The sequence below is a fragment of the Pseudomonas koreensis genome, from assembly GCF_012986595.1.
Taxonomy (GTDB): domain Bacteria; phylum Pseudomonadota; class Gammaproteobacteria; order Pseudomonadales; family Pseudomonadaceae; genus Aquipseudomonas; species Aquipseudomonas koreensis.
The window spans coordinates 637,195-657,404 of record NZ_JAAQYM010000003.1 but is presented as its reverse complement, the minus strand read 5'-3'; the positions used below and the strand labels follow the sequence as shown (position 1 = coordinate 657,404).

Below are 20,210 nucleotides of genomic sequence, written 5' to 3'. Positions count from 1 at the left end.
TCATGGCAGAACTGACCACGTTGGCCCGACCTTACGCTAAGGCGGCCTTCGAGCACGCTCAGGCCCACCAGCAACTGGCCAATTGGTCAGCCATGCTCGGCCTGGCAGCAGCGGTGTCGCAAGACGACACCATGCAGCGCGTGCTCAAGGCCCCGCGACTGACGAGCGCAGAAAAGGCCGCCACGTTCATTGACGTGTGCGGCGACAAGTTTGATGCCAAGGCACAGAATTTCATCAATGTCGTTGCCGAAAACGACCGTCTCCCGCTTCTGCCGGAGATCGCCGCTCTTTTCGACCTGTACAAGGCCGAACAAGAGAAATCGGTAGACGTTGAAGTGACCAGTGCTTTTGCATTGAACCAAGAACAGCAAGACAAACTCGCCAAGGTTCTCAGTGCACGACTCAACCGGGAAGTGCGCCTGCAAGTTGCGGAGGACGCTGCCTTAATTGGTGGTGTCGTGATCCGCGCCGGCGACCTGGTTATCGATGGCTCGATTCGCGGAAAAATCGCGAAACTTGCCGAAGCATTGAAATCTTGAGTTTGAAGGGGCAGCAGAGCAATGCAGCAACTCAATCCTTCCGAAATAAGTGAAATTATCAAGGGCCGCATCGACAAGCTCGATGTGACCTCCCAAGCCCGTAACGAAGGCACTGTCGTCAGCGTATCTGACGGCATCGTGCGGATTCACGGTCTGGCCGACGTCATGTACGGCGAGATGATCGAGTTTCCGGGCGGCGTCTACGGTATGGCCCTCAACCTGGAGCAAGACTCCGTAGGTGCCGTTGTATTGGGCGCATACACCAGTCTGGCTGAAGGCATGAGCGCCAAGTGCACTGGCCGCATCCTCGAAGTTCCGGTTGGTAAGGAACTGCTGGGTCGCGTAGTCGACGCACTGGGTAACCCTGTTGACGGCAAAGGTCCACTGGGCAACACCGAGACCGACGCGGTCGAGAAAGTTGCTCCGGGCGTGATCTGGCGTAAGTCGGTAGACCAGCCTGTACAGACTGGCTACAAGGCTGTCGATGCCATGATTCCTGTCGGCCGTGGCCAGCGTGAGCTGATCATCGGTGACCGTCAGATCGGTAAAACCGCTCTGGCGATCGACGCGATCATCAACCAGAAAGACAGCGGCATTTTCTGCGTCTACGTAGCGATCGGTCAGAAACAATCGACCATCGCCAACGTGGTTCGCAAGCTGGAAGAAAACGGCGCCCTGGCCAACACGATCATCGTGGCTGCCAGTGCTTCGGAATCTCCTGCGCTGCAATTCCTGGCACCGTACTCCGGTTGCACCATGGGTGAATTCTTCCGCGACCGCGGTGAAGACGCGCTGATCGTTTATGACGATCTGTCCAAGCAAGCAGTGGCTTACCGCCAGATTTCCCTGCTGCTGCGCCGTCCACCAGGCCGTGAAGCTTACCCAGGCGACGTGTTCTATCTCCACTCCCGTCTGCTGGAGCGCGCATCCCGCGTTTCGGAAGAGTACGTAGAGAAGTTCACCAACGGCGCAGTGACCGGCAAAACCGGTTCCCTGACCGCACTGCCGATCATCGAAACCCAGGCTGGCGACGTTTCCGCGTTCGTTCCGACCAACGTGATTTCCATCACCGACGGTCAGATCTTCCTGGAATCGGCCATGTTCAACTCGGGCATCCGCCCTGCAGTGAACGCCGGTGTTTCGGTATCCCGTGTGGGTGGTGCCGCTCAGACCAAGATCATCAAGAAGCTGTCCGGTGGTATCCGTACCGCTCTGGCTCAGTACCGTGAACTGGCGGCATTCGCCCAGTTCGCTTCTGACCTGGACGAAGCGACCCGTAAGCAACTTGAGCATGGTCAGCGCGTTACCGAGCTGATGAAGCAGAAGCAATACGCACCAATGTCGATCGCTGACATGGCGCTGTCGCTGTATGCCGCTGAGCGTGGGTTCCTGACTGACATTGAAATCGCCAAGATCGGCAGCTTCGAACAAGCGCTGATTGCTTTCTTCAACCGCGATCACGCCGATTTGATGGCCAAGATCAACGTTAAAGGTGACTTCAATGACGAAATCGACGCTGGCATGAAAGCTGGTATCGAGAAGTTCAAGGCCACCCAAACCTGGTAAGCCGCAGCGGGAGCCGCGAGGCTCCCGCTTGCTAACCTGATAGGTGTTACATGGCAGGCGCAAAAGAGATTCGCAGTAAGATTGCGAGCATCAAAAGCACGCAAAAGATTACCAGCGCCATGGAAAAAGTGGCGGTCAGCAAAATGCGCAAGGCACAAATGCGCATGGCTGCTAGCCGTCCTTATGCGGAGCGTATCCGCCAGGTAATTGGGCATCTGGCCAACGCCAACCCGGAATACCGCCACCCGTTCATGATCGACCGCGAAGTAAAGCGCGTCGGTTATGTCGTCGTGAGCAGTGACCGTGGTTTGTGCGGCGGCTTGAACACCAACCTGTTCAAGGCCCTGGTCAAGGACATGGCGGTAAACCGCGAAAACGGCGTCGAGATTGATCTGTGTGTCGTGGGTAGCAAGGGTGCGGCCTTTTTCCGCAACTTCGGCGGTAACGTCGTTGCAGCTATCAGCCACCTGGGTGAAGAGCCGTCGATCAATGATCTGATCGGCAGCGTCAAGGTGATGCTGGATGCCTACCTGGATGGCCGTATTGACCGCCTGTCCGTGGTGTCCAACAAGTTCATCAACACCATGACGCAACAGCCTACCGTGGAGCAGTTGATTCCACTGGTGGCGACCCCGGATCAAGAACTCAAGCACCACTGGGACTATCTCTACGAACCGGATGCCAAAGAGCTGCTTGACGGCTTGATGGTGCGTTACGTGGAGTCGCAGGTCTACCAGGCGGTGGTCGAGAACAACGCGGCTGAACAAGCTGCGCGGATGATCGCGATGAAGAACGCTACCGACAACGCCGGTGATTTGATCAGCGATTTGCAGCTGATCTACAACAAGGCGCGTCAGGCTGCGATCACCCAAGAGATCTCGGAAATCGTCGGCGGCGCTGCCGCGGTTTAACGGTTCAAATATTCAGAGGATCCAGCTATGAGTAGCGGACGTATCGTTCAAATCATCGGCGCCGTTATCGACGTGGAATTCCCACGCGACAGCGTACCGAGCATCTACAACGCGCTGAAAGTAATGAGCGCGGCCGAAACCACTCTGGAAGTTCAGCAACAGCTGGGCGACGGCGTGGTTCGCACCATTGCGATGGGTTCCACCGAGGGCTTGAAGCGCGGTCTGGAAGTTACCGATTCTGGCGCAGCCATCTCCGTACCGGTCGGTAAAGCGACCCTGGGCCGGATCATGGACGTCCTGGGTAACCCAATCGACGAAGCCGGTCCAATCGACACCGAAGAGCGTTGGGGCATTCACCGTCCAGCGCCTTCGTTCGCTGAACAGGCAGGCGGCAACGACCTGCTGGAAACCGGCATCAAGGTTATCGACCTGGTTTGCCCGTTTGCCAAAGGCGGTAAAGTCGGTCTGTTCGGTGGTGCCGGTGTAGGCAAAACCGTAAACATGATGGAACTGATCCGTAACATCGCCATCGAGCACAGCGGTTATTCCGTGTTCGCCGGTGTGGGTGAGCGTACTCGTGAGGGTAACGACTTCTACCACGAGATGAAGGACTCCAACGTTCTGGACAAAGTGGCACTGGTTTACGGTCAGATGAACGAGCCGCCGGGTAACCGTCTGCGCGTAGCACTGACCGGCCTGACTATGGCCGAGAAGTTCCGTGACGAAGGTAACGACGTTCTGCTGTTCGTCGACAACATCTATCGTTACACCCTGGCCGGTACTGAAGTATCCGCACTGCTGGGCCGTATGCCTTCGGCAGTAGGTTACCAGCCGACCCTGGCTGAAGAGATGGGCGTTCTGCAAGAACGTATCACTTCGACCAAGGAAGGTTCGATCACTTCGATCCAAGCGGTATACGTACCTGCGGACGACTTGACCGACCCGTCGCCAGCGACCACCTTCGCCCACTTGGACGCCACCGTCGTTCTGTCCCGTGACATCGCTTCCCTGGGTATCTACCCAGCGGTAGATCCACTGGATTCGACTTCGCGCCAGCTGGATCCGAACGTAATCGGCCAGGACCACTACGACACCGCTCGCGGCGTTCAGTACGTTCTGCAACGTTACAAAGAGCTGAAAGACATCATCGCGATCCTGGGTATGGACGAGCTGTCGGAAGCCGACAAACAGTTGGTTAACCGTGCTCGTAAGATCCAGCGCTTCTTGTCGCAGCCGTTCTTCGTGGCTGAAGTCTTCACCGGTGCTTCGGGTAAATACGTTTCCCTGAAAGACACCATTGCTGGCTTCAAAGGCATCCTCAACGGTGACTACGACCACCTGCCAGAACAAGCGTTCTACATGGTTGGCGGCATCGAAGAAGCGATCGAGAAAGCCAAGAAACTGTAATCCCGGCGCCCGGCAACGGGCGCTAATTTAGGTTGAGGCAATCAGATGGCTATGACAGTCCATTGCGATATCGTCAGCGCGGAAGGGGAAATCTTTTCCGGCCTGGTCGAGATGGTGATTGCGCACGGTGCACTGGGTGATCTTGGTATCGCTCTGGGTCACGCGCCGCTGATCACTAATCTGAAGCCAGGTCCGATCCGCCTGATCAAGCAAGGCGGGGAAGCCGAGGTGTTCTACATCTCCGGTGGTTTCCTCGAGGTTCAGCCGAACATGGTCAAGGTGCTTGCCGATACCGTGCAACGTGCCGCCGACCTGGATGAAGCTCAGGCTCAAGCAGCTCTCAAGGCTGCCGAGGCTGCTCTGCACGAGAAGAGCGCAGATTTCGATTACGGAGCTGCGTCCGCACGTCTGGCCGAGGCCGCAGCTCAGCTGCGTACCGTCCAGCAGATCCGCAAGAAGTTTGGCGGTTAATCCGTCAGCCGCTTGTTGTGCGATTGATAAAAAAGGGTAGCCTCGGCTACCCTTTTTTCTTTTCCTATTTTTACAACCCCGGTCGCAGTTGCTGACCACCCAGGATTGGTAGCCAGTCATGTCTCTCGAAATCGTTATTCTCGCGGCCGGTCAAGGCACCCGCATGCGTTCGGCGTTGCCTAAAGTGCTGCATCCGGTTGCCGGCAATTCCATGCTGGGTCATGTTATCCACAGCGCGCGGCAGCTTGATCCGCAGCGCATCCACGTGGTCATCGGTCACGGTGCCGATGCAGTGCGCGAGCGCCTGGCGGCCGATGACCTGAATTTTGTGCTGCAGGACAAACAGCTCGGCACAGGTCATGCGACCGCTCAGGCTGTTCCGTTCATTACCGCCGACACGGTACTGATTCTTTACGGTGACGTGCCGCTGATCGAAGTCGAAACCCTGCAGCGCCTGCTAAAGCATGTCGTGCCGGGACAGATGGGTCTGTTGACCGTCGAGCTGGACGACCCGACCGGTTACGGACGCATCGTGCGTGACGCTGACGGCAAGGTCGCTGCCATCGTCGAGCATAAAGATGCCAGTGAAGCTCAGCGCGCAATCACCGAAGGCAATACCGGCATTCTCGCCGTTCCGGCCAATCGTCTGGCCGACTGGATGAGCCGCCTGTCGAACAACAACGCGCAGGGCGAGTACTACTTGACCGACGTGATCGAGATGGCCGTCAACGACGGCCTGGTGGTTGCTACTGAGCAGCCGCACGATCCGATGGAAGTGCAGGGCGCCAACGATCGCAAGCAATTGGCGGAACTGGAGCGTCATTACCAGCTGCGTGCCGGCCGCCGTCTGATGGCACAAGGTGTGACCTTGCGCGATCCGGCGCGTTTCGATGTGCGTGGCGAAGTGACTGTTGGCCGCGATGTGCTGATCGACGTCAACGTGATCCTTGAAGGCAACGTGGTTATTGAAGACGACGTGGTGATCGGCCCGAACTGCGTGATCAAGGACAGCACCCTGCGCAAAGGTGTGGTGATCAAGGCCAACAGTCATATCGAAGGTGCCGTTCTTGGTGAAGGCAGCGATGCCGGTCCATTCGCGCGCTTGCGGCCGGGCACCGTCCTTGAAGCCCGCGCCCATGTAGGTAACTTTGTCGAACTGAAAAACGCGCACATGGGCGAGGGTGCCAAGGCCGGGCACTTGACCTACCTGGGCGACGCAGAAATTGGTGCGCGCACCAACATCGGCGCTGGCACCATCACCTGCAACTACGATGGCGCCAACAAGTGGAAAACCGTATTGGGCGAAGATGTGTTCATCGGTTCCAACAACTCGTTGGTAGCACCTGTGGATATCTCCTCCGGTGCAACCACCGCTGCTGGCTCGACCATCACGCAGAATGTGGATAACGCGCAGTTGGCGGTAGGACGTGCGCGGCAGCGAAACATCGACGGCTGGAAGCGGCCGGAGAAGATCAAGAAGAGCTGAGTTATCCACAGCGGCTTGAAGACCAAGAGATCGCAGCCTCGGCAGTTCCGACAGGACCTGTCGCAGGTTGCGATTTTTTTTGCGACACGGCTTGACGATTTATGGCCAATAGGTTTTGATTGCTTCCGTTATCTTTCGAATCGAAACTTAAGTAGCCATGTCGAAACGCAACACGCCCCAGCGCCGGCACAACATCCTCGCCTTGCTCAATGAGCAGGGCGAAGTCAGTGTGGACGAATTGGCCAAGCGTTTCGAAACCTCCGAAGTTACGATCCGCAAAGATCTCGCAGCGCTGGAAAGCCATGGGCTGTTGCTGCGCCGTTATGGCGGGGCGATCACCATGCCGCAGGAATTGGTTGCCGAACCCGGCCAAAGTGTTTCGAAGTACAAACAGGCGATTGCCCGCGCTGCCGTCAAACGTATCCGCGAGCACGCCCGCATCATCATCGACAGTGGCAGCACCACCGCTGCGATGATTCCCGAGCTTGGCCAACAGCCGGGCCTGGTGGTCATGACCAACTCCCTGCACGTGGCCAACGCCCTCAGCGAGCTCGAGCACGAGCCGGTGTTGCTGATGACCGGCGGCACCTGGGATCCGCATTCAGAATCCTTTCAGGGTCAGGTCGCCGAGCAGGTACTACGCTCTTACGACTTCGACCAGTTGTTTATCGGCGCCGATGGCATTGATCTGGTGCGCGGCACTACCACGTTCAACGAGTTGCTTGGCCTGAGCCGGGTGATGGCCGACGTGGCGCGTGAAGTCATCGTGATGGTCGAGGCCGACAAGATCGGTCGCAAGATTCCCAACCTGGAGCTGCCGTGGAGCAGCGTCCATACCCTCATTACCGATGATCGCCTGCCACAAGAGGCCCGCGATCAGATTCAGGCCCGCGGTATCACCGTGATTTGCGCGGCTGTCAGTCAGGAGAAATAAGCATGTGTGGAATTGTCGGCGCGGTTGCTGAACGTAATATCACCGCTATCTTGCTCGAAGGCCTCAAGCGCCTCGAATACCGTGGCTATGACAGTGCCGGTGTAGCGGTTTTCACCAATGATGAAAAGCTTGAGCGCATGCGCCGTCCGGGCAAGGTCAGCGAACTCGAAGCAGCGCTGGCTGAGCATCCGCTGGTCGGTCGTCTCGGTATCGCGCACACCCGTTGGGCGACCCACGGCGCGCCTTGCGAGCGTAATGCGCACCCGCATTTCTCCGGTGACATCGCCGTGGTGCACAACGGCATCATCGAGAACCACGAAGCCCTGCGTGAGCAGCTCAAGGCGTTGGGTTACGTGTTCACTTCGGACACCGATACCGAAGTCATCGCGCACCTGCTGAACCACAAACTCAAGGATCAGCCTGACCTGACCGTTGCACTGAAAGCGACCGTCAAGGAACTGCACGGTGCTTACGGTCTGGCCGTGATCAATGCACATCAGCCGGACCGCCTGGTTGCCGCGCGCAGTGGCAGCCCGTTGGTGATCGGCCTGGGTCTGGGCGAGAACTTCCTTGCGTCCGACCAGCTGGCCCTGCGTCAGGTTACTGACCGCTTCATGTACCTCGAAGAGGGCGATATCGCCGAAATTCGCCGCGATAGCGTGCAGATCTGGGATGTGAACGGTCAGACCGTCGAGCGCCAGACCGTGCAGTACAGCGATGGTGCCGAGGCCGCTGATAAAGGCGAGTTCCGCCACTACATGCTCAAGGAAATCCACGAGCAGCCGTCCGTGGTGCAGCGCACCCTCGAAGGTCGTCTGAGCCCCAACCAAGTGCTGGTTCAGGCGTTCGGTCCACAGGCTGCCGAACTGTTCGCCAAAGTGCGCAACGTGCAGATCGTCGCCTGCGGTACCAGCTACCACGCCGGCATGGTCGCCCGTTACTGGCTCGAAGAACTGGCCGGCATTCCGTGCCAGGTCGAAGTGGCCAGCGAGTTCCGCTACCGCAAGGTGGTGGTGCAACCGGACACCCTGTTTGTCACGATCTCCCAGTCCGGCGAAACCGCCGACACCCTGGCCGCGCTGCGTAACGCCAAAGAGCTGGGCTTCCTCGCCAGCCTGGCGATCTGCAACGTCGGCATCAGCTCGCTGGTGCGCGAATCCGACCTGACCCTGTTGACCCAGGCTGGTCGTGAAATCGGTGTGGCCTCGACCAAAGCGTTCACTACGCAACTGGTCGGCCTGTTGCTGCTGACCCTGTCGTTGGGCCAAGTGCACGGCACGCTGGGCAAAGATGTCGAAGCCACGCTGGTGGAAGAACTGCGTCGCTTGCCGACCCGTCTGGGCGAAGCGCTGGCGATGGACAGCACTGTGGAAAAGATCTCCGAACTGTTCGCCGAGAAGAACCACACCCTGTTCCTCGGCCGTGGCGCGCAATTCCCGGTGGCAATGGAAGGCGCCTTGAAGCTCAAGGAAATCTCTTACATCCACGCCGAAGCCTATCCGGCCGGCGAGCTGAAACACGGTCCGTTGGCACTTGTGGATAACGACATGCCGGTGGTCACTGTTGCGCCGAACAATGAACTGCTGGAGAAGCTCAAGTCCAACCTGCAGGAAGTCCGCGCCCGTGGCGGAGAACTGATTGTGTTCGCCGACGAGAAGGCCGGGATGACCAACGGAGAAGGCACCCACGTGGTGCAGATGCCGCACATCCACGACATCCTTTCGCCAATCCTCTACACCATCCCGCTGCAACTGCTGTCGTACTACGTCGCCGTGCTCAAAGGCACCGACGTCGACCAGCCGCGCAACCTGGCGAAGTCGGTGACGGTGGAATAAGTTATCCACAGCTGATAATGACCCGCAAAAATCGCAGCCTCGGCTGCGATTTTTGTATCTGACTCGAGGGCATCCATGGACCGCTTCCAGGAAATGCAGATCTTCGCCACGGTGGCCCAGGAGCAGGGGTTCTCGGCGGCGGCGCGGCGTCTGGGTCTGTCGGCGGCCAGTGTCACTCGGGCGGTGGCAGCGCTGGAGCAGCGGATCGGTACGCAGTTGCTGATCCGCACGACGCGCAGTGTGCATTTGAGCGAGGCCGGTCAGCGTTATCTGGAAGACTGTCGGAGAATTCTCGCCGAGGTGCAGGAAGCCGAGGATTCGGCTGCCGGCAGTCACGCACAGCCCCGTGGGCAATTGACAGTGACCGCGCCGGTGTTGTTTGGCGAGTTGTTTGTCACGCCGTTGATGGCCGGTTATCTGACGCAATACCCCGACGTTTCGATCAATGCGCTGTTGGTCGATCGGGTGGTGAGCATGGTCGAGGAGGGCATCGATGTCGCGGTGCGCATCGGTGAGTTGCCGGACAGCAATCAGCACGCCATCCGTGTCGGCGAAGTGCGGCGGGTGATCTGTGGTTCGCCGGCCTATCTGGCGGAGCACGGCCGTCCCGCGCATCCGCAAGCGCTGGCCGGTGCGCCGGTGGTGGCGACTTCGTCCATTGGCCAGTTGCGCAGTTGGCCGTTTCTCGATCAAGGCGAAGCGATCAGCGTGCGGCCCGAACCGAGGCTGGTGGTCACCGCCAATCAGGCGGCGATTGCGGCGGCCTGCCTGGGGTTGGGGCTGACCCGGGTGTTGTCCTATCAGGTCGCTGGCAAGGTGGCGTCGGGTGAACTGGAAATTGTCCTCGCCGACTTCGAACTGCCGCCGCTGCCGATTCATGTGGTGTATCAGGGCGGGCGCAAGGCGCCGGCGCGGGTGCGCAGTTTTGTCGATCATGCGGTGAAAGTGTTGCGTGAGCACCCGGCGCTGCAGAACGCGGCATTATTTCATCAGATGAAATAATCGATTGCGATTGCTGGTGATTCTGTTGCTTTGAGGATAGGTAGAAGATGGCCTCCATCGGCGCTGCCATCCCGAACAGCGCCACCTCCAGCGGAGTCGACCATGCAAGCGATCAAACTCTACAACTTCCCGCGTTCCGGCCACGCCCATCGGGTGGAGCTGATGCTGTCCCTGCTGCAGCTGCCGACCGAGCTGATCCTGGTCGATCTGGCCAAGGGTGAGCACAAGCAGCCGCCGTATCTGGCAATCAACAGCTTTGGCCAGGTACCGGCGATCGATGATGACGGCGTGGTGCTGGCCGACTCCAATGCGATCCTGGTGTATCTGGCGCTCAAGTATGGCAATGGCCGCTGGCTGCCGACCGATCCGCTGGGTGCTGCGCGAGTGCAACGCTGGCTGTCGGTGGCAGCGGGGCCGATTGCTTTCGGGCCTGCTGCGGCGCGCCTGGTCACGGTGTTTGGGGCGCAACTGAATGCTGAAGAACTGATTACCCGTGCGCACAACCTGCTCAAGGTGATGGAGCTGGAGCTGGGCAAGACCCCGTATCTGGCCGGCAGCGAGCCAACCATCGCCGACGTTTCCGCCTACAGCTACATCGCCCACGCGCCGGAAGGCAACGTGTCGCTGGATGACTACGCCAACGTCCGCGCCTGGCTGGCGCGGGTCGAAGCCTTGCCCGGTTTTGTCGGCATGCCGCGCACCATTGCCGGTCTGCAAAAAACTGCCTGAAGACCTGGCCCGGTCTGACCGGGCCCTGCACATTGCGCCAGTGGCGCGGGGAGATGCGTGATGGAACGTTCACCGTGGCACGCTGGCGAGCAGCAATTACAAGCCCATGTCGGGGTTGCCGAACGCATGGAGGCCTTCGGCCGTAAAGTGATTCGCGACTGGATGCCGGATCAGCACCGTGCCTTTTATGAGCAATTGCCGTTCATGCTGTACGGCGCGGTCGATGCTGAAGGTCGTCCGTGGGCCAGTGTGCTCGAAGGGGCGCCGGGGTTTGTCGGTTCGCCAGATCCGCAGCACCTGCAACTATCCAGTCTGCCGGCAGCCGATGATCCGGCCCGACTGCTCAACGGCGCGGCCATCGGTTTGCTGGGCATCGAACTGCACACCCGGCGGCGCAACCGTCTCAACGGTCGTGTCGGCAATCTCGACGCCAGCGGTTTCGCGGTGACGGTGGATCAGTCGTTCGGCAACTGTCCGCAATACATTCAACTGCGCCAGTTCCAGCGTGTGCCGCTGTCCGATCCGCAGACGCGGCCAGCGCAGCATGGCGACAGCCTCGATGACGCGGCCAAGGCCATGATCGAAGGCGCAGACACCTTCTTCGTCGCCAGTTACGTCGATGTCGACGGGCAACGTGCGGTGGACGTTTCCCATCGCGGTGGCCAGGCCGGGTTTGTCCGGGTCGAGGGTAATCGCCTGACCATCCCGGATTTTGCCGGCAACCTGCACTTCAATACCTTAGGCAACCTGCTGCTCAACCCGCGTGCGGGCCTGCTGTTCATCGACTTTTCCACAGGCGATGTGCTGCAACTGAGCGGGCGTACCGAGATCATCCTGGAGGGGCCGCAGATCGAAGCGTTCCAAGGCGCCGAGCGCCTGTGGACATTCGAGGTGGAGAAAAGGGTGCGGCGTCCGGCGGCACTGGCCTTGCGCTGGCGCTTCGACGGTATGTCGCCCACCAGCCTGCTGACCGGCACCTGGGCCCAGGCCGATGCGCGTTTACAGGCCAAAGCCTTGGGTGACAGCTGGCGGCCACTGCGAGTGACCCGCATCGAGCGGGAGAGCCAGCACATCCGCTCAATCTATCTGCAACCGGACGACGGCGCGGGCATGCCGGTGTTTCAGGCCGGGCAGCATTTGCCGCTGCGCTTCACCCTGGACGGTGAAACGCATATCCGTACCTACAGCCTGTCGAGTGCGCCGTCGGATGACTTTTTACGCATCAGCGTGAAGCGCGAGGGTCTGGTTTCAAGCCATTTGCACCAGCAAATCCGCGTTGGCGATGTCCTCGAAGCACGGGCGCCACAGGGGCACTTTACGGTGGCGCCGCTGGAGCGACGCCCCTTGGTGCTGCTCGCGGCGGGTGTCGGCATCACGCCGTTGCTGTCGATGCTGCGCGAGGTGGTGTATCAAGGCCTGCGCACCCGGCGGATTCGCCCGACGTGGTTGCTGCAGAGTTCGCGCAGCCTGGCCGATCAGCCGTTTCGCCAGGAACTGGATCGCTTGCTGGAAGACGCAGGTGACGCCGTACGAGTGATGCGCCTGCTCAGCCAGCCCGAAGCCGACGTACACGAGGGAGAGGATTTCGACCGGCGCGGGCGTATCGATGGGGCACTGCTGCGCGATTTGCTGGAGGTCGAGGATTACGACCAGATCGACTTCGTGGTCTGTGGCCCGGGCGGTTTTACCCAAGGTCTGTACGACAGCTTGCGCGAGCTCGACATTCGCGATGCGCGGATCCATGCGGAAACGTTCGGCCCGTCAACGCTCAAGCGCCAGCCCGATCCGGATGCGGTTGTCATTGCGCAACCGCCCGCAGCCACGACGTCAGTCCCGGTGATGTTCGAACGTTCTGCCAAAGAAGCGCGCTGGCAGCCGGACGGCGGCAGTCTGCTGGAGCTCGCGGAGAGCCGGGGCCTGCGCCCAGAGTTCAGTTGCCGGGGAGGTTCATGCGGTACTTGCAAGACGCGTCTGGTCAGTGGCGCGGTGAATTATCCACAGCCCCCGGCGGACATGCCGGAGGCGGGGCAGGTGCTGATTTGCTGTGCGGTGCCGGCGCAGAGCGAGCAGTTGCTGGTGCTGGATCTGTAACGCTTCCCACCGTAGGAGCTGCCGAAGGCTGCGATCTTTTGATTCTGGGTTTCTAAAATCAAAAGATCGCAGCCTTCGGCAGCTCCTACAGAAGATTGATGTCGTGTATCAGGTCAGGCGTAAGACAGGTCTTTCTCTTCCAGCAACTCCTGATACAACTCGGTCCACTTGCGACCCATCTCATCGGCTGTAAACAACTGCCGGTAACGCGCTTCGGCCTTCACACCCATGGCCGCCGCGCGTTCCGGGTTTTCCCACAGGGTGCGCATCGCCTCGCGAAACGCCAGTGGATTGCTTGGCGGCACGACCAGGCCGGTTTCGTTGTGGATATTGATGTAGCTGGTGCCGGTGCCGATTTCGCTGGAGATCATCGGCTTGCCGTACATCGCGCCTTCAAGCAGCGAAATGCCGAACGCTTCGGAGCGCAGGTGCGAAGGGAACACGATGGCGTAGCTCATTTGCAGCAGGGCGACCTTGTCCTCATCTCCCAGGCGTCCGAGGAAGTGGATATTGCGCAGGCCCAGTGCGGCGGCCTGGGCGTGCAATTCCAGCTCCAGCGGGCCAGCGCCGACGATCACCACCGGGTAGTCCACGTCCTTCAAGGCATCGAGCAGAATGTGCAGGCCCTTGTAATAGCGCATGACCCCGACGAACAGGAAAAACTTATCCCCAAGCTGCTGGCGCCAGCGGTTCATTCGCTCCGCATCGGCCTGTGGATAACCCGCTTTGTTCAAACCGTACGGAATCACCCGGGTCTTGTTCTGGAACTGCTGCAACACGTCGCTGGTGTGCAGGTAGTTCGGCGAGGCCGCGACGATTCGGTCGGCGCTGGCGAGGAAGCGGTTCATCAGCGGCCGGTAGAGTTTGAGCAGATGCTTCTGGCGAATGATGTCCGAGTGGTAGGTCACTACGCTTGGTTTGTTCATGCCGCTGGCGAAATGCACCAAGTCCATGAACGGCCAGGGAAAGTGATAGTTGACCACATCGGCTTCAGCCGCCAGCTCGCGAAACTGTTTGAACACACTCCAGGAAAACCCGGTAGAGGCGAATTGAATGTCGAGTCTGGCGCGATGCACTTCGTGCTGGCCCAGTTGCACCACCGGCGGTGTCGGGTCGGCGCTGAGGGTCAGGACCTGGCCGTCGATGCCGTGATGCGCACCGCTCTCGCACAGCTGGAAGATCACTTGCTCGATACCGCCGACCGAGTCAGGCAAGTAGGTTTTGAAGAAATGAAGCACTCGCATTCAGCCTCCCATGGCCTGGCGATAGGCACCGGCGGTGGCTTGTGCGCAACGTTCCCAGGAAAAAAGCCGCGTCCGGTGCAATCCGGCTTCTCGGCAGGCCTGCCAATGCGCGTGATCGTCGATCAGGCGGTTCAGCGCATCGCGCAGGCCATGTGCATCGTCAGCTTCAATATAGTTGCCAGCCGCACCGGCGACTTCCGGCATGGCTGAAGAACGGGTCAGGATCACCGGCGTGCCGCTGGCCATGGCTTCCAGTACCGGCAGCCCGAAGCCTTCGTATAGCGACGGAAACACCAGTGCCCGGGCGCCGGCCAGCAGTTGCGCGACCTGTTCATCGGGCAGATAGCCGAGCAGGCACACGTGTCCCGAGACCAGGGCCTGGCGCAGTTCGGCGCTGAACTGGCTCTGTTGCCAGCCGGCCATGCCGACGATCAGCAGCGGAAAGCGCTGGCGCACGGCCTCCGGCAGCAGGGCATGGGCGCGCAGGGCCAGGTTCAGGTTCTTGCGCGGCTCGAGGGTGCCGACACACAGGAAGTATTCGCGCGGGGCAACGGCATGCGCGTTGAGCACCGCCGCGATGGCGTGCTGTTCCCGTGGGTGAAAGCGCTCGGCGACACCCAATGGCGCCACCACAAAGCGTTCGGCTGGCAGGCCGAACCACGCTTGGGCCTCGTCGGCAATCGCCTGCGAGTCGGTGATGATGCGCTGCGCCTGTTGCACGCCAGCGGCCAAGCGCCGTTCGATCTCCTTGAGGCGCGCTGCCGGTTGGGTATCAGGAAAGTGCAGGTGAGTCAGGTCGTGCAGGGTGATCACGGTCGGGCCGTCGAAGGCCAGCGGCCACAGGCTCGGTTCGTGATACAGGTCGATGTCTTGCGCACGGCCCTGATCGAAACGTTTCTGCTCCAGCCAGCGCCGCGCCTGGTAGGCCCCGGGGATCTGCCGCAGCAGTGGTGTCACACGCGAGTAGCCGGGCATGGCCGCTTCCGGCAACGCCGAACTCCAGCCCCAGCCGTGAAACAGCGCCACCTCGACATCGGTTGTGTCGCGCAAGGCGCGGACCAGTTCGGCGACGTAATGGCCGATGCCGGTGCGCGGCGCCTGGAGAATCCGCGCGTTAAGAGCAATGCGCATGCTGACTCTCTGACGCCGGCTGTGAATGATCCAGGTTGCGTTCGATACGCTGGACCAGTTGCGCACTCGCTTCGCGCCAGCTCAGCCAGCGCCACTGGTCGAGGCTCTTGGGCGCCGGAAAGACTCCGGAGCGTTCCATTGCGAGCACCAGCTCGGTGAGGCTCTGCGGGTTGTGCAGATCGAAATACGCCATGTAATCGCCGCCGATTTCACGGAACACCGGAATATCGCTGGCCATCGCCGGCAGGCCGCGCTGCATGGCTTCCACCAGCGGCAAGCCGAATCCTTCGACGTGCGACGGGAACACCAGTGCGGTGGCGTGGGAGTAGGCGTGCTCAAGGCTTGTGTCCGAGAGCGAGTTGAACATGAACAGACGCCGGTTCAGTTGCGGGTGCTGGCGAATCCGCTCGATCAGTGCCTCACATTTCCAGCCGATTTTCCCGGCAATGCACAACCGCGCCGTGGAGCCCGCCGCCCAGGCCCGTTCAAAGGCATCGAGCAGGTAGGCGTGGTTCTTGCGCGGTTCGATGGTGCTGACCATCAGGAACACCGGCTCCGGGCGCTTGAACATGTCCAGCAGATGGCGATCGACTTCGGCCGTGGCATCGCTCAAATCTAGCTCGGAGCCGAGGTGGAAATAGTCGAACCAGCGCTGTTGGACCTGTTGCGTGCCGATCCGGCGCAACATCTCCTGGCGCACCTGATCGCGGATGGTGGTCGAGATCGCCACATAGCCGTCGGCAGTGCGCGCGATCCAGTCGAACCAGTCGTTGAACACCTTGACCAGGCCCGCGTCGCAGAACTGCGGATGGGTCAGCGGGATCAAGTCGTAGATCACCGAAACGATGCCCACGCCATCGCGCTTGAGTTGTTCGGCCAAGGGGAAGAAGTTGGCGTGCCAGGACGAGTCGAGCAACACCAGTTGATCGCCGGCCCGATGTTGCAAGGGGACGCAGCGTTCGGGCACGGGCTTGCCCTTGAGCAGGCGTCCGAGCACGCGCATCGGCAGGCTGAAACAGGCAAACGCGGTGAGCCGGCAGAGCACGTACAGCACCCGCCGGGCGAAATGCGACTGGCTGAAAGGGCGGCGTCGTTCGAGGGCGCGATGGCGCAACCAGAAGCCGTTGGCCCAGTGTTCCAGCTTCACCCGCAGGCTGGTCAGATTGATTTTCGGGGTCTTGATCGGTGCCAGGCTTTTCACCTGATACAGGGCTCCGTCGAGCATCACCACCGGAATGCATTCACGCTCGGCGTCAGCGTCGGGCAACTGTTGAATGACGTTGCGCACCACCCGTTGAATCCCCGAGTTGGCCGACGGGTGCTCAAAGACGTAGGTGCACTCCACCAGCAGTCGTGTCATCGCGAGATCTCCTTGTCCGCCTGTAGTGTCGTGTTCTCACTGGCGCGGCTGATCTCGGTCCGAGCCTGCAGCCATGAACAGCCGACAAAGTCTTCCTGACGATTGTTGATCACATGGAAAACCAGACCGTAATCGCGCCATTCGAAGTTGCGATCCAGGTGCGAATCCAGGCGCGACAGGCTCAGCGCCACCGAATAGCTGCCCTTGCCCAGACGCATGTCAAAGGCGAAGCGGAAGGTCACTTGTTCACCGGCACTCAGGTCGTTGAGCGCCTGATCCTGGCGATGGGTGTTGATGCCGTAGATCGCCTGGCCGAGGCGGTCCTTGATCAGAAAGCCCAGCACCAGGCGCTCGATGTCCTCACGGACCTCGGTCTGCACTTCCAGCACCACCGGCTGACCGACTTCCGCGACTTCCAGGCTGCGGCCCTGAGCGTCGAGCAAACGTACGCTGACAATCCCGGCTTCACCGGTGCCGGAAATGGTTTGCACCTGACCATTGGCGAGCATTTCCTGGCGCACGATCTGGCCTTCGCGCTGGGCGAGCATGGCGTTGTAGTAGTCCATGACTTCTTCGGGTTTGCCACGCATGGCCAGACGCCCGTTCTCCAAAAGGATCGCGGTGTCACAAATCGACTGAATCGCCGAGCGGTCATGGGACACAATCAGCAGGGTGGTGCCGGCCTTGCGGAAATTACGAATGCGCTCGAAGCTTTTGTGCTGGAAGTAGGCGTCGCCCACCGACAGCGCTTCATCGACGATCAGGATATCCGGACGGCGCGCGGTGGCGACGCTGAAGGCCAGGCGCATCTGCATGCCGCTGGAATAGGTGCGCACCGGGTGGTCGATGGCTTCGCCGATTTCGGCGAAGCTCTCGATTTGCGGCATCAGTGCTTCGATCTCTTCGACCTGCATGCCCAGTAACTGACCGGCCATGAACGCGTTCTGGCGGCCGGTGAAATCCGGGTGAAAACCCATCCCCAGTTCCAGCAGGGCGGCGACGCGGCCTTGCAGTTGAATCTGCCCGCAGCTCGGTTGCGTGGTGCCGGTGATCATCTTCAGCAGGGTGCTTTTGCCCGCGCCGTTGACCCCGACGATGCCGACGGCTTCGCCGGGCTGAATCTCGAAATCGATGTCCTGCAGAACCCAGTGCAAATGGTGCCGGGTGCCCGAAAACGGCACCAGCCACTCGAACAACCGGCTCCAGCGATTGGGGTATTGCTTGTAGGCCTTGCCCAGGCCACTGACGCGTATATGTCCCATCAGAGTTCATCCACCATTTCGCCGACACGTTGCCGGAACAGGCGCAACGCCATGGCGCAGAACAGCAGGCCGATGATCAGCAGCGGCAGCAGCGATGGCCAGTCTGGCCACTGGTTGTAGAGGAACACGTTCTGGTAGCTGGTCATCAACGACGTCATCGGGTTGAGGCTGATCAGCTGCTGGATGCCCGGCGGCAGGATCGACAGCGGGTAAACGATCGGCGTCAGCCAGAACCAGAACTGCAGGCAGATGCCGAACATCTGTCCGACGTCGCGGAAGAACACGTTGAGGATGCCGAGGATCATGCCCAGCCCGGCGGCGAAGATCACTTGCACGATCAACAGTGGAATCAGCGCGAGCAAGGCCATACCGGGCAGGCGTCCGCTGATCAGCAGAAAGCCGAAAAACAGCGCGAGGATGATCGCGAAGTTGATCCCGGCGTTGAGCAGCGCAATCACCGGCAGGCAGATGCGCGGGAAGCTGATTTTCTTCAGCAGGTTGGCGTTTTCCAGAAACATGCTCTGGCTGCGCGAGGTGATTTCGGCAAACAGTCCCCAGGTCAGCAGGCCCGCACACAGGTACACGCTGTAGGCCAGGCCATCATCCACACCCGGCAGGCGCGCGCGCATGATCTGGGAAAAGATCACCGTGTACACGACGATCATCGACAACGGATTGAGCACGGTCCACAGCGCGCCGAACAGCGAATTGCGATAACGCGCCTGAAACTCCCGCTTGACGCTGCCGAGGATGAATCCGCGGTAGCTGCGCAGCGAGCGGTACAGGGAAAACAGCATCAAACCGTCCTGCCGTATTGGTCTTCGAAGCGCACGATGTCGTCTTCACCGAGGTATTCGCCGCTTTGTACTTCGATGATCACCAGGTCGATCACCCCGGGGTTTTCCAGGCGATGCCGGTGTCCGGCGGCAATGAACGTCGATTCGTTCTTGGCCACCAGATGCGTGCCGGTGCCGTTGTTGGTGACCTTGGCCATGCCTTCGACCACCACCCAGTGTTCGTTGCGGTGATGGTGCATTTGCAGCGACAGCTTGCCGCCGGGCTTGACCACGATACGTTTGATCTTGAAGCGCGGACCTTCCTCAAGCACGGTGTAAGTGCCCCACGGGCGGCTGACCGTGCGGTGCAGGCGATAGGCTTCGTGGGATTTGTCCTTGAGCTGCTTGGCGACACGCCGCACGTCCTGGGCGCGGTCGGCATGGGCCACCAGCACCGCGTCGGCGGTGTCGACGATGATCAGGTTATCCACTCCGACAGCGGCCACCAGCCGGCCTTCGCTCTGCACGAAGTTGTTATGGCTGTCGACGAAGACCGCTTCGCCGCTGGCGCGGTTATTGTCGGCATCGGCGGGTATCAGCGCCGCCACGGCGCCCCACGAGCCAATGTCGCTCCAGTCGAAACCGGCGGGCACCACCACGACCTTGTCCGAGCGTTCCATCAACGCGTAATCGATGGAGATATCGGTGATTTCCGCGAACAGTGCCGGTGACAGTTCCTGTTGCAGGCAACCGACGGTTTCCACCGCGGCGCTGGCCTGCATGCAGGTGCGAGTCTGCTCCAGCAACTCGGGGGCGTGCTGTTGCAGTTCGTTGATCAGGGTGGCGGTGGTGAAGCAGAACATGCCCGAGTTCCACAGGAAGTTGCCGCTTTCCAGGTAATGCGTGGCGGTCTGCAGGTCGGGTTTTTCCACGAAGCGCTGCACTTTCGCTGCGCCTTTGGCGTCCAGTGGTGCGCCGGTCTCGATGTAGCCGAAGCCGGTTTCCGGGGCAGTCGGCACTACGCCGAAGGTCACCAGGTAGCCGTCCTTCGCCAGATGGACGGCGTGTTCGACGGCAGTCTTGAGTGCCTCCTGATTGACGATCAAATGGTCGGCGGGCATGACCACCATGATCGCGTCGTCGCCATGCAGCGCCTGTAGCGACAGGGCGGCGGCGGCGATCGCCGGGGCGGTGTTGCGTCCGCTCGGCTCGAGCAGGAAATGCCCGCGATGGCGCGACACGTGGGCAGCGCAATAGTGATCCTTGCTCTGGAAGTAGTACTCGCGGTTGGTCACCGTGACAATGTCGCCCCAGCCATCGAGCAATGCGGCAGCACGCTGATAGGTCTTGCCCAGCAACGACTGGCCGTCGGGCAGGGTCATGAACGGCTTGGGATGGCCCTCGCGGGACACTGGCCACAAACGAGTGCCGGCGCCGCCGGACAGAATCACGGGGATGAGCATGAC

17 protein-coding genes are annotated in these 20,210 nt (G+C 60.5%); 11 read left to right on the top strand and 6 right to left on the bottom strand.

The features are described from left to right. The first annotated feature begins 2 nt into the window (after positions 1 to 2). From HBN98_RS12510 to HBN98_RS12460, 11 genes are all read left to right on the top strand, one after another. Positions 3 to 539: a F0F1 ATP synthase subunit delta gene (locus tag HBN98_RS12510; RefSeq protein ID WP_007911956.1), complete on the top strand. Its 537-nt coding sequence runs from the start codon at positions 3 to 5 to the stop codon at positions 537 to 539. 21 nt (positions 540 to 560) lie between these two features. After that, positions 561 to 2,105 carry a F0F1 ATP synthase subunit alpha gene (gene atpA, locus HBN98_RS12505; protein WP_064589927.1) on the top strand — a complete coding sequence of 515 codons (1,545 nt, stop codon included), beginning with the start codon at positions 561 to 563 and terminating at the stop codon, positions 2,103 to 2,105. Positions 2,106 to 2,155: 50 nt separating this feature from the next. Further along, entirely contained in the window at positions 2,156 to 3,016 is an 861-nt protein-coding gene (gene atpG, locus HBN98_RS12500) for a F0F1 ATP synthase subunit gamma (protein ID WP_007954161.1), read from the top strand. Positions 3,017 to 3,043: 27 nt separating this feature from the next. Further along, positions 3,044 to 4,423 (top strand): F0F1 ATP synthase subunit beta, encoded by a 1,380-nt coding sequence (atpD, locus tag HBN98_RS12495; RefSeq protein WP_034152182.1) that lies wholly within the window; start codon positions 3,044 to 3,046, stop codon positions 4,421 to 4,423. Positions 4,424 to 4,468: 45 nt separating this feature from the next. Continuing rightward, complete coding sequence (locus HBN98_RS12490) at positions 4,469 to 4,894, top strand: F0F1 ATP synthase subunit epsilon (RefSeq protein ID WP_007954164.1); 426 nt, start codon at positions 4,469 to 4,471, stop codon at positions 4,892 to 4,894. Between the two features lie 118 nt (positions 4,895 to 5,012). Continuing rightward, entirely contained in the window at positions 5,013 to 6,380 is a 1,368-nt protein-coding gene (gene glmU / locus HBN98_RS12485) for a bifunctional UDP-N-acetylglucosamine diphosphorylase/glucosamine-1-phosphate N-acetyltransferase GlmU (RefSeq protein WP_064589926.1), read from the top strand. A 157-nt stretch (positions 6,381 to 6,537) separates the two neighbouring features. Beyond that, positions 6,538 to 7,314 (top strand): DeoR/GlpR family DNA-binding transcription regulator, encoded by a 777-nt coding sequence (locus HBN98_RS12480; RefSeq protein ID WP_064589925.1) that lies wholly within the window; start codon positions 6,538 to 6,540, stop codon positions 7,312 to 7,314. A 2-nt stretch (positions 7,315 to 7,316) separates the two neighbouring features. Then, positions 7,317 to 9,149: a glutamine--fructose-6-phosphate transaminase (isomerizing) gene (gene glmS, locus HBN98_RS12475; RefSeq protein WP_083367467.1), complete on the top strand. Its 1,833-nt coding sequence runs from the start codon at positions 7,317 to 7,319 to the stop codon at positions 9,147 to 9,149. A 75-nt stretch (positions 9,150 to 9,224) separates the two neighbouring features. Beyond that, complete coding sequence (locus HBN98_RS12470) at positions 9,225 to 10,151, top strand: LysR family transcriptional regulator (RefSeq protein ID WP_064589923.1); 927 nt, start codon at positions 9,225 to 9,227, stop codon at positions 10,149 to 10,151. A 102-nt stretch (positions 10,152 to 10,253) separates the two neighbouring features. Then, the gene (locus HBN98_RS12465) at positions 10,254 to 10,880 is read left to right on the top strand and encodes a glutathione S-transferase family protein (RefSeq protein ID WP_064589922.1); all 627 of its coding nucleotides are present in this window, start codon (positions 10,254 to 10,256) and stop codon (positions 10,878 to 10,880) included. 60 nt (positions 10,881 to 10,940) lie between these two features. Continuing rightward, entirely contained in the window at positions 10,941 to 12,971 is a 2,031-nt protein-coding gene (locus HBN98_RS12460) for a pyridoxamine 5'-phosphate oxidase family protein (RefSeq protein ID WP_083367468.1), read from the top strand. Between the two features lie 113 nt (positions 12,972 to 13,084). Here the strand turns inward: HBN98_RS12460 and HBN98_RS12455 are convergent, their stop codons facing one another. Genes HBN98_RS12455 through HBN98_RS12430 form a run of 6 tightly spaced genes read right to left on the bottom strand, consistent with a single transcriptional unit; the run spans position 13,085 to position 20,207 of the window. Then, a complete protein-coding gene (locus HBN98_RS12455) occupies positions 13,085 to 14,215 on the bottom strand; it encodes a glycosyltransferase family 4 protein (RefSeq protein ID WP_083367469.1) in 1,131 nt (376 codons plus the stop codon). Beyond that, entirely contained in the window at positions 14,216 to 15,346 is a 1,131-nt protein-coding gene (locus HBN98_RS12450; RefSeq protein ID WP_083367470.1) for a glycosyltransferase family 4 protein, read from the bottom strand. It abuts the gene before it with no gap. Next, the gene (locus HBN98_RS12445; RefSeq protein ID WP_083367471.1) at positions 15,330 to 16,706 is read right to left on the bottom strand and encodes a glycosyltransferase family 4 protein; all 1,377 of its coding nucleotides are present in this window, start codon (positions 16,704 to 16,706) and stop codon (positions 15,330 to 15,332) included. Before HBN98_RS12445 ends, HBN98_RS12450 begins: the two co-directional genes overlap by 17 nt. After that, on the bottom strand, positions 16,703 to 17,968 hold the full coding sequence (locus HBN98_RS12440; RefSeq protein WP_083367472.1) for an ABC transporter ATP-binding protein: 1,266 nt from the start codon (positions 17,966 to 17,968) through the stop codon (positions 16,703 to 16,705). The genes HBN98_RS12445 and HBN98_RS12440 overlap by 4 nt, the downstream gene beginning before the upstream one ends. Beyond that, on the bottom strand, positions 17,968 to 18,765 hold the full coding sequence (locus tag HBN98_RS12435) for an ABC transporter permease (RefSeq protein WP_083367473.1): 798 nt from the start codon (positions 18,763 to 18,765) through the stop codon (positions 17,968 to 17,970). The genes HBN98_RS12440 and HBN98_RS12435 overlap by 1 nt, the downstream gene beginning before the upstream one ends. Then, complete coding sequence (locus HBN98_RS12430) at positions 18,765 to 20,207, bottom strand: mannose-1-phosphate guanylyltransferase/mannose-6-phosphate isomerase (protein WP_083367474.1); 1,443 nt, start codon at positions 20,205 to 20,207, stop codon at positions 18,765 to 18,767. Before HBN98_RS12430 ends, HBN98_RS12435 begins: the two co-directional genes overlap by 1 nt. Positions 20,208 to 20,210: the final 3 nt, after the last annotated feature.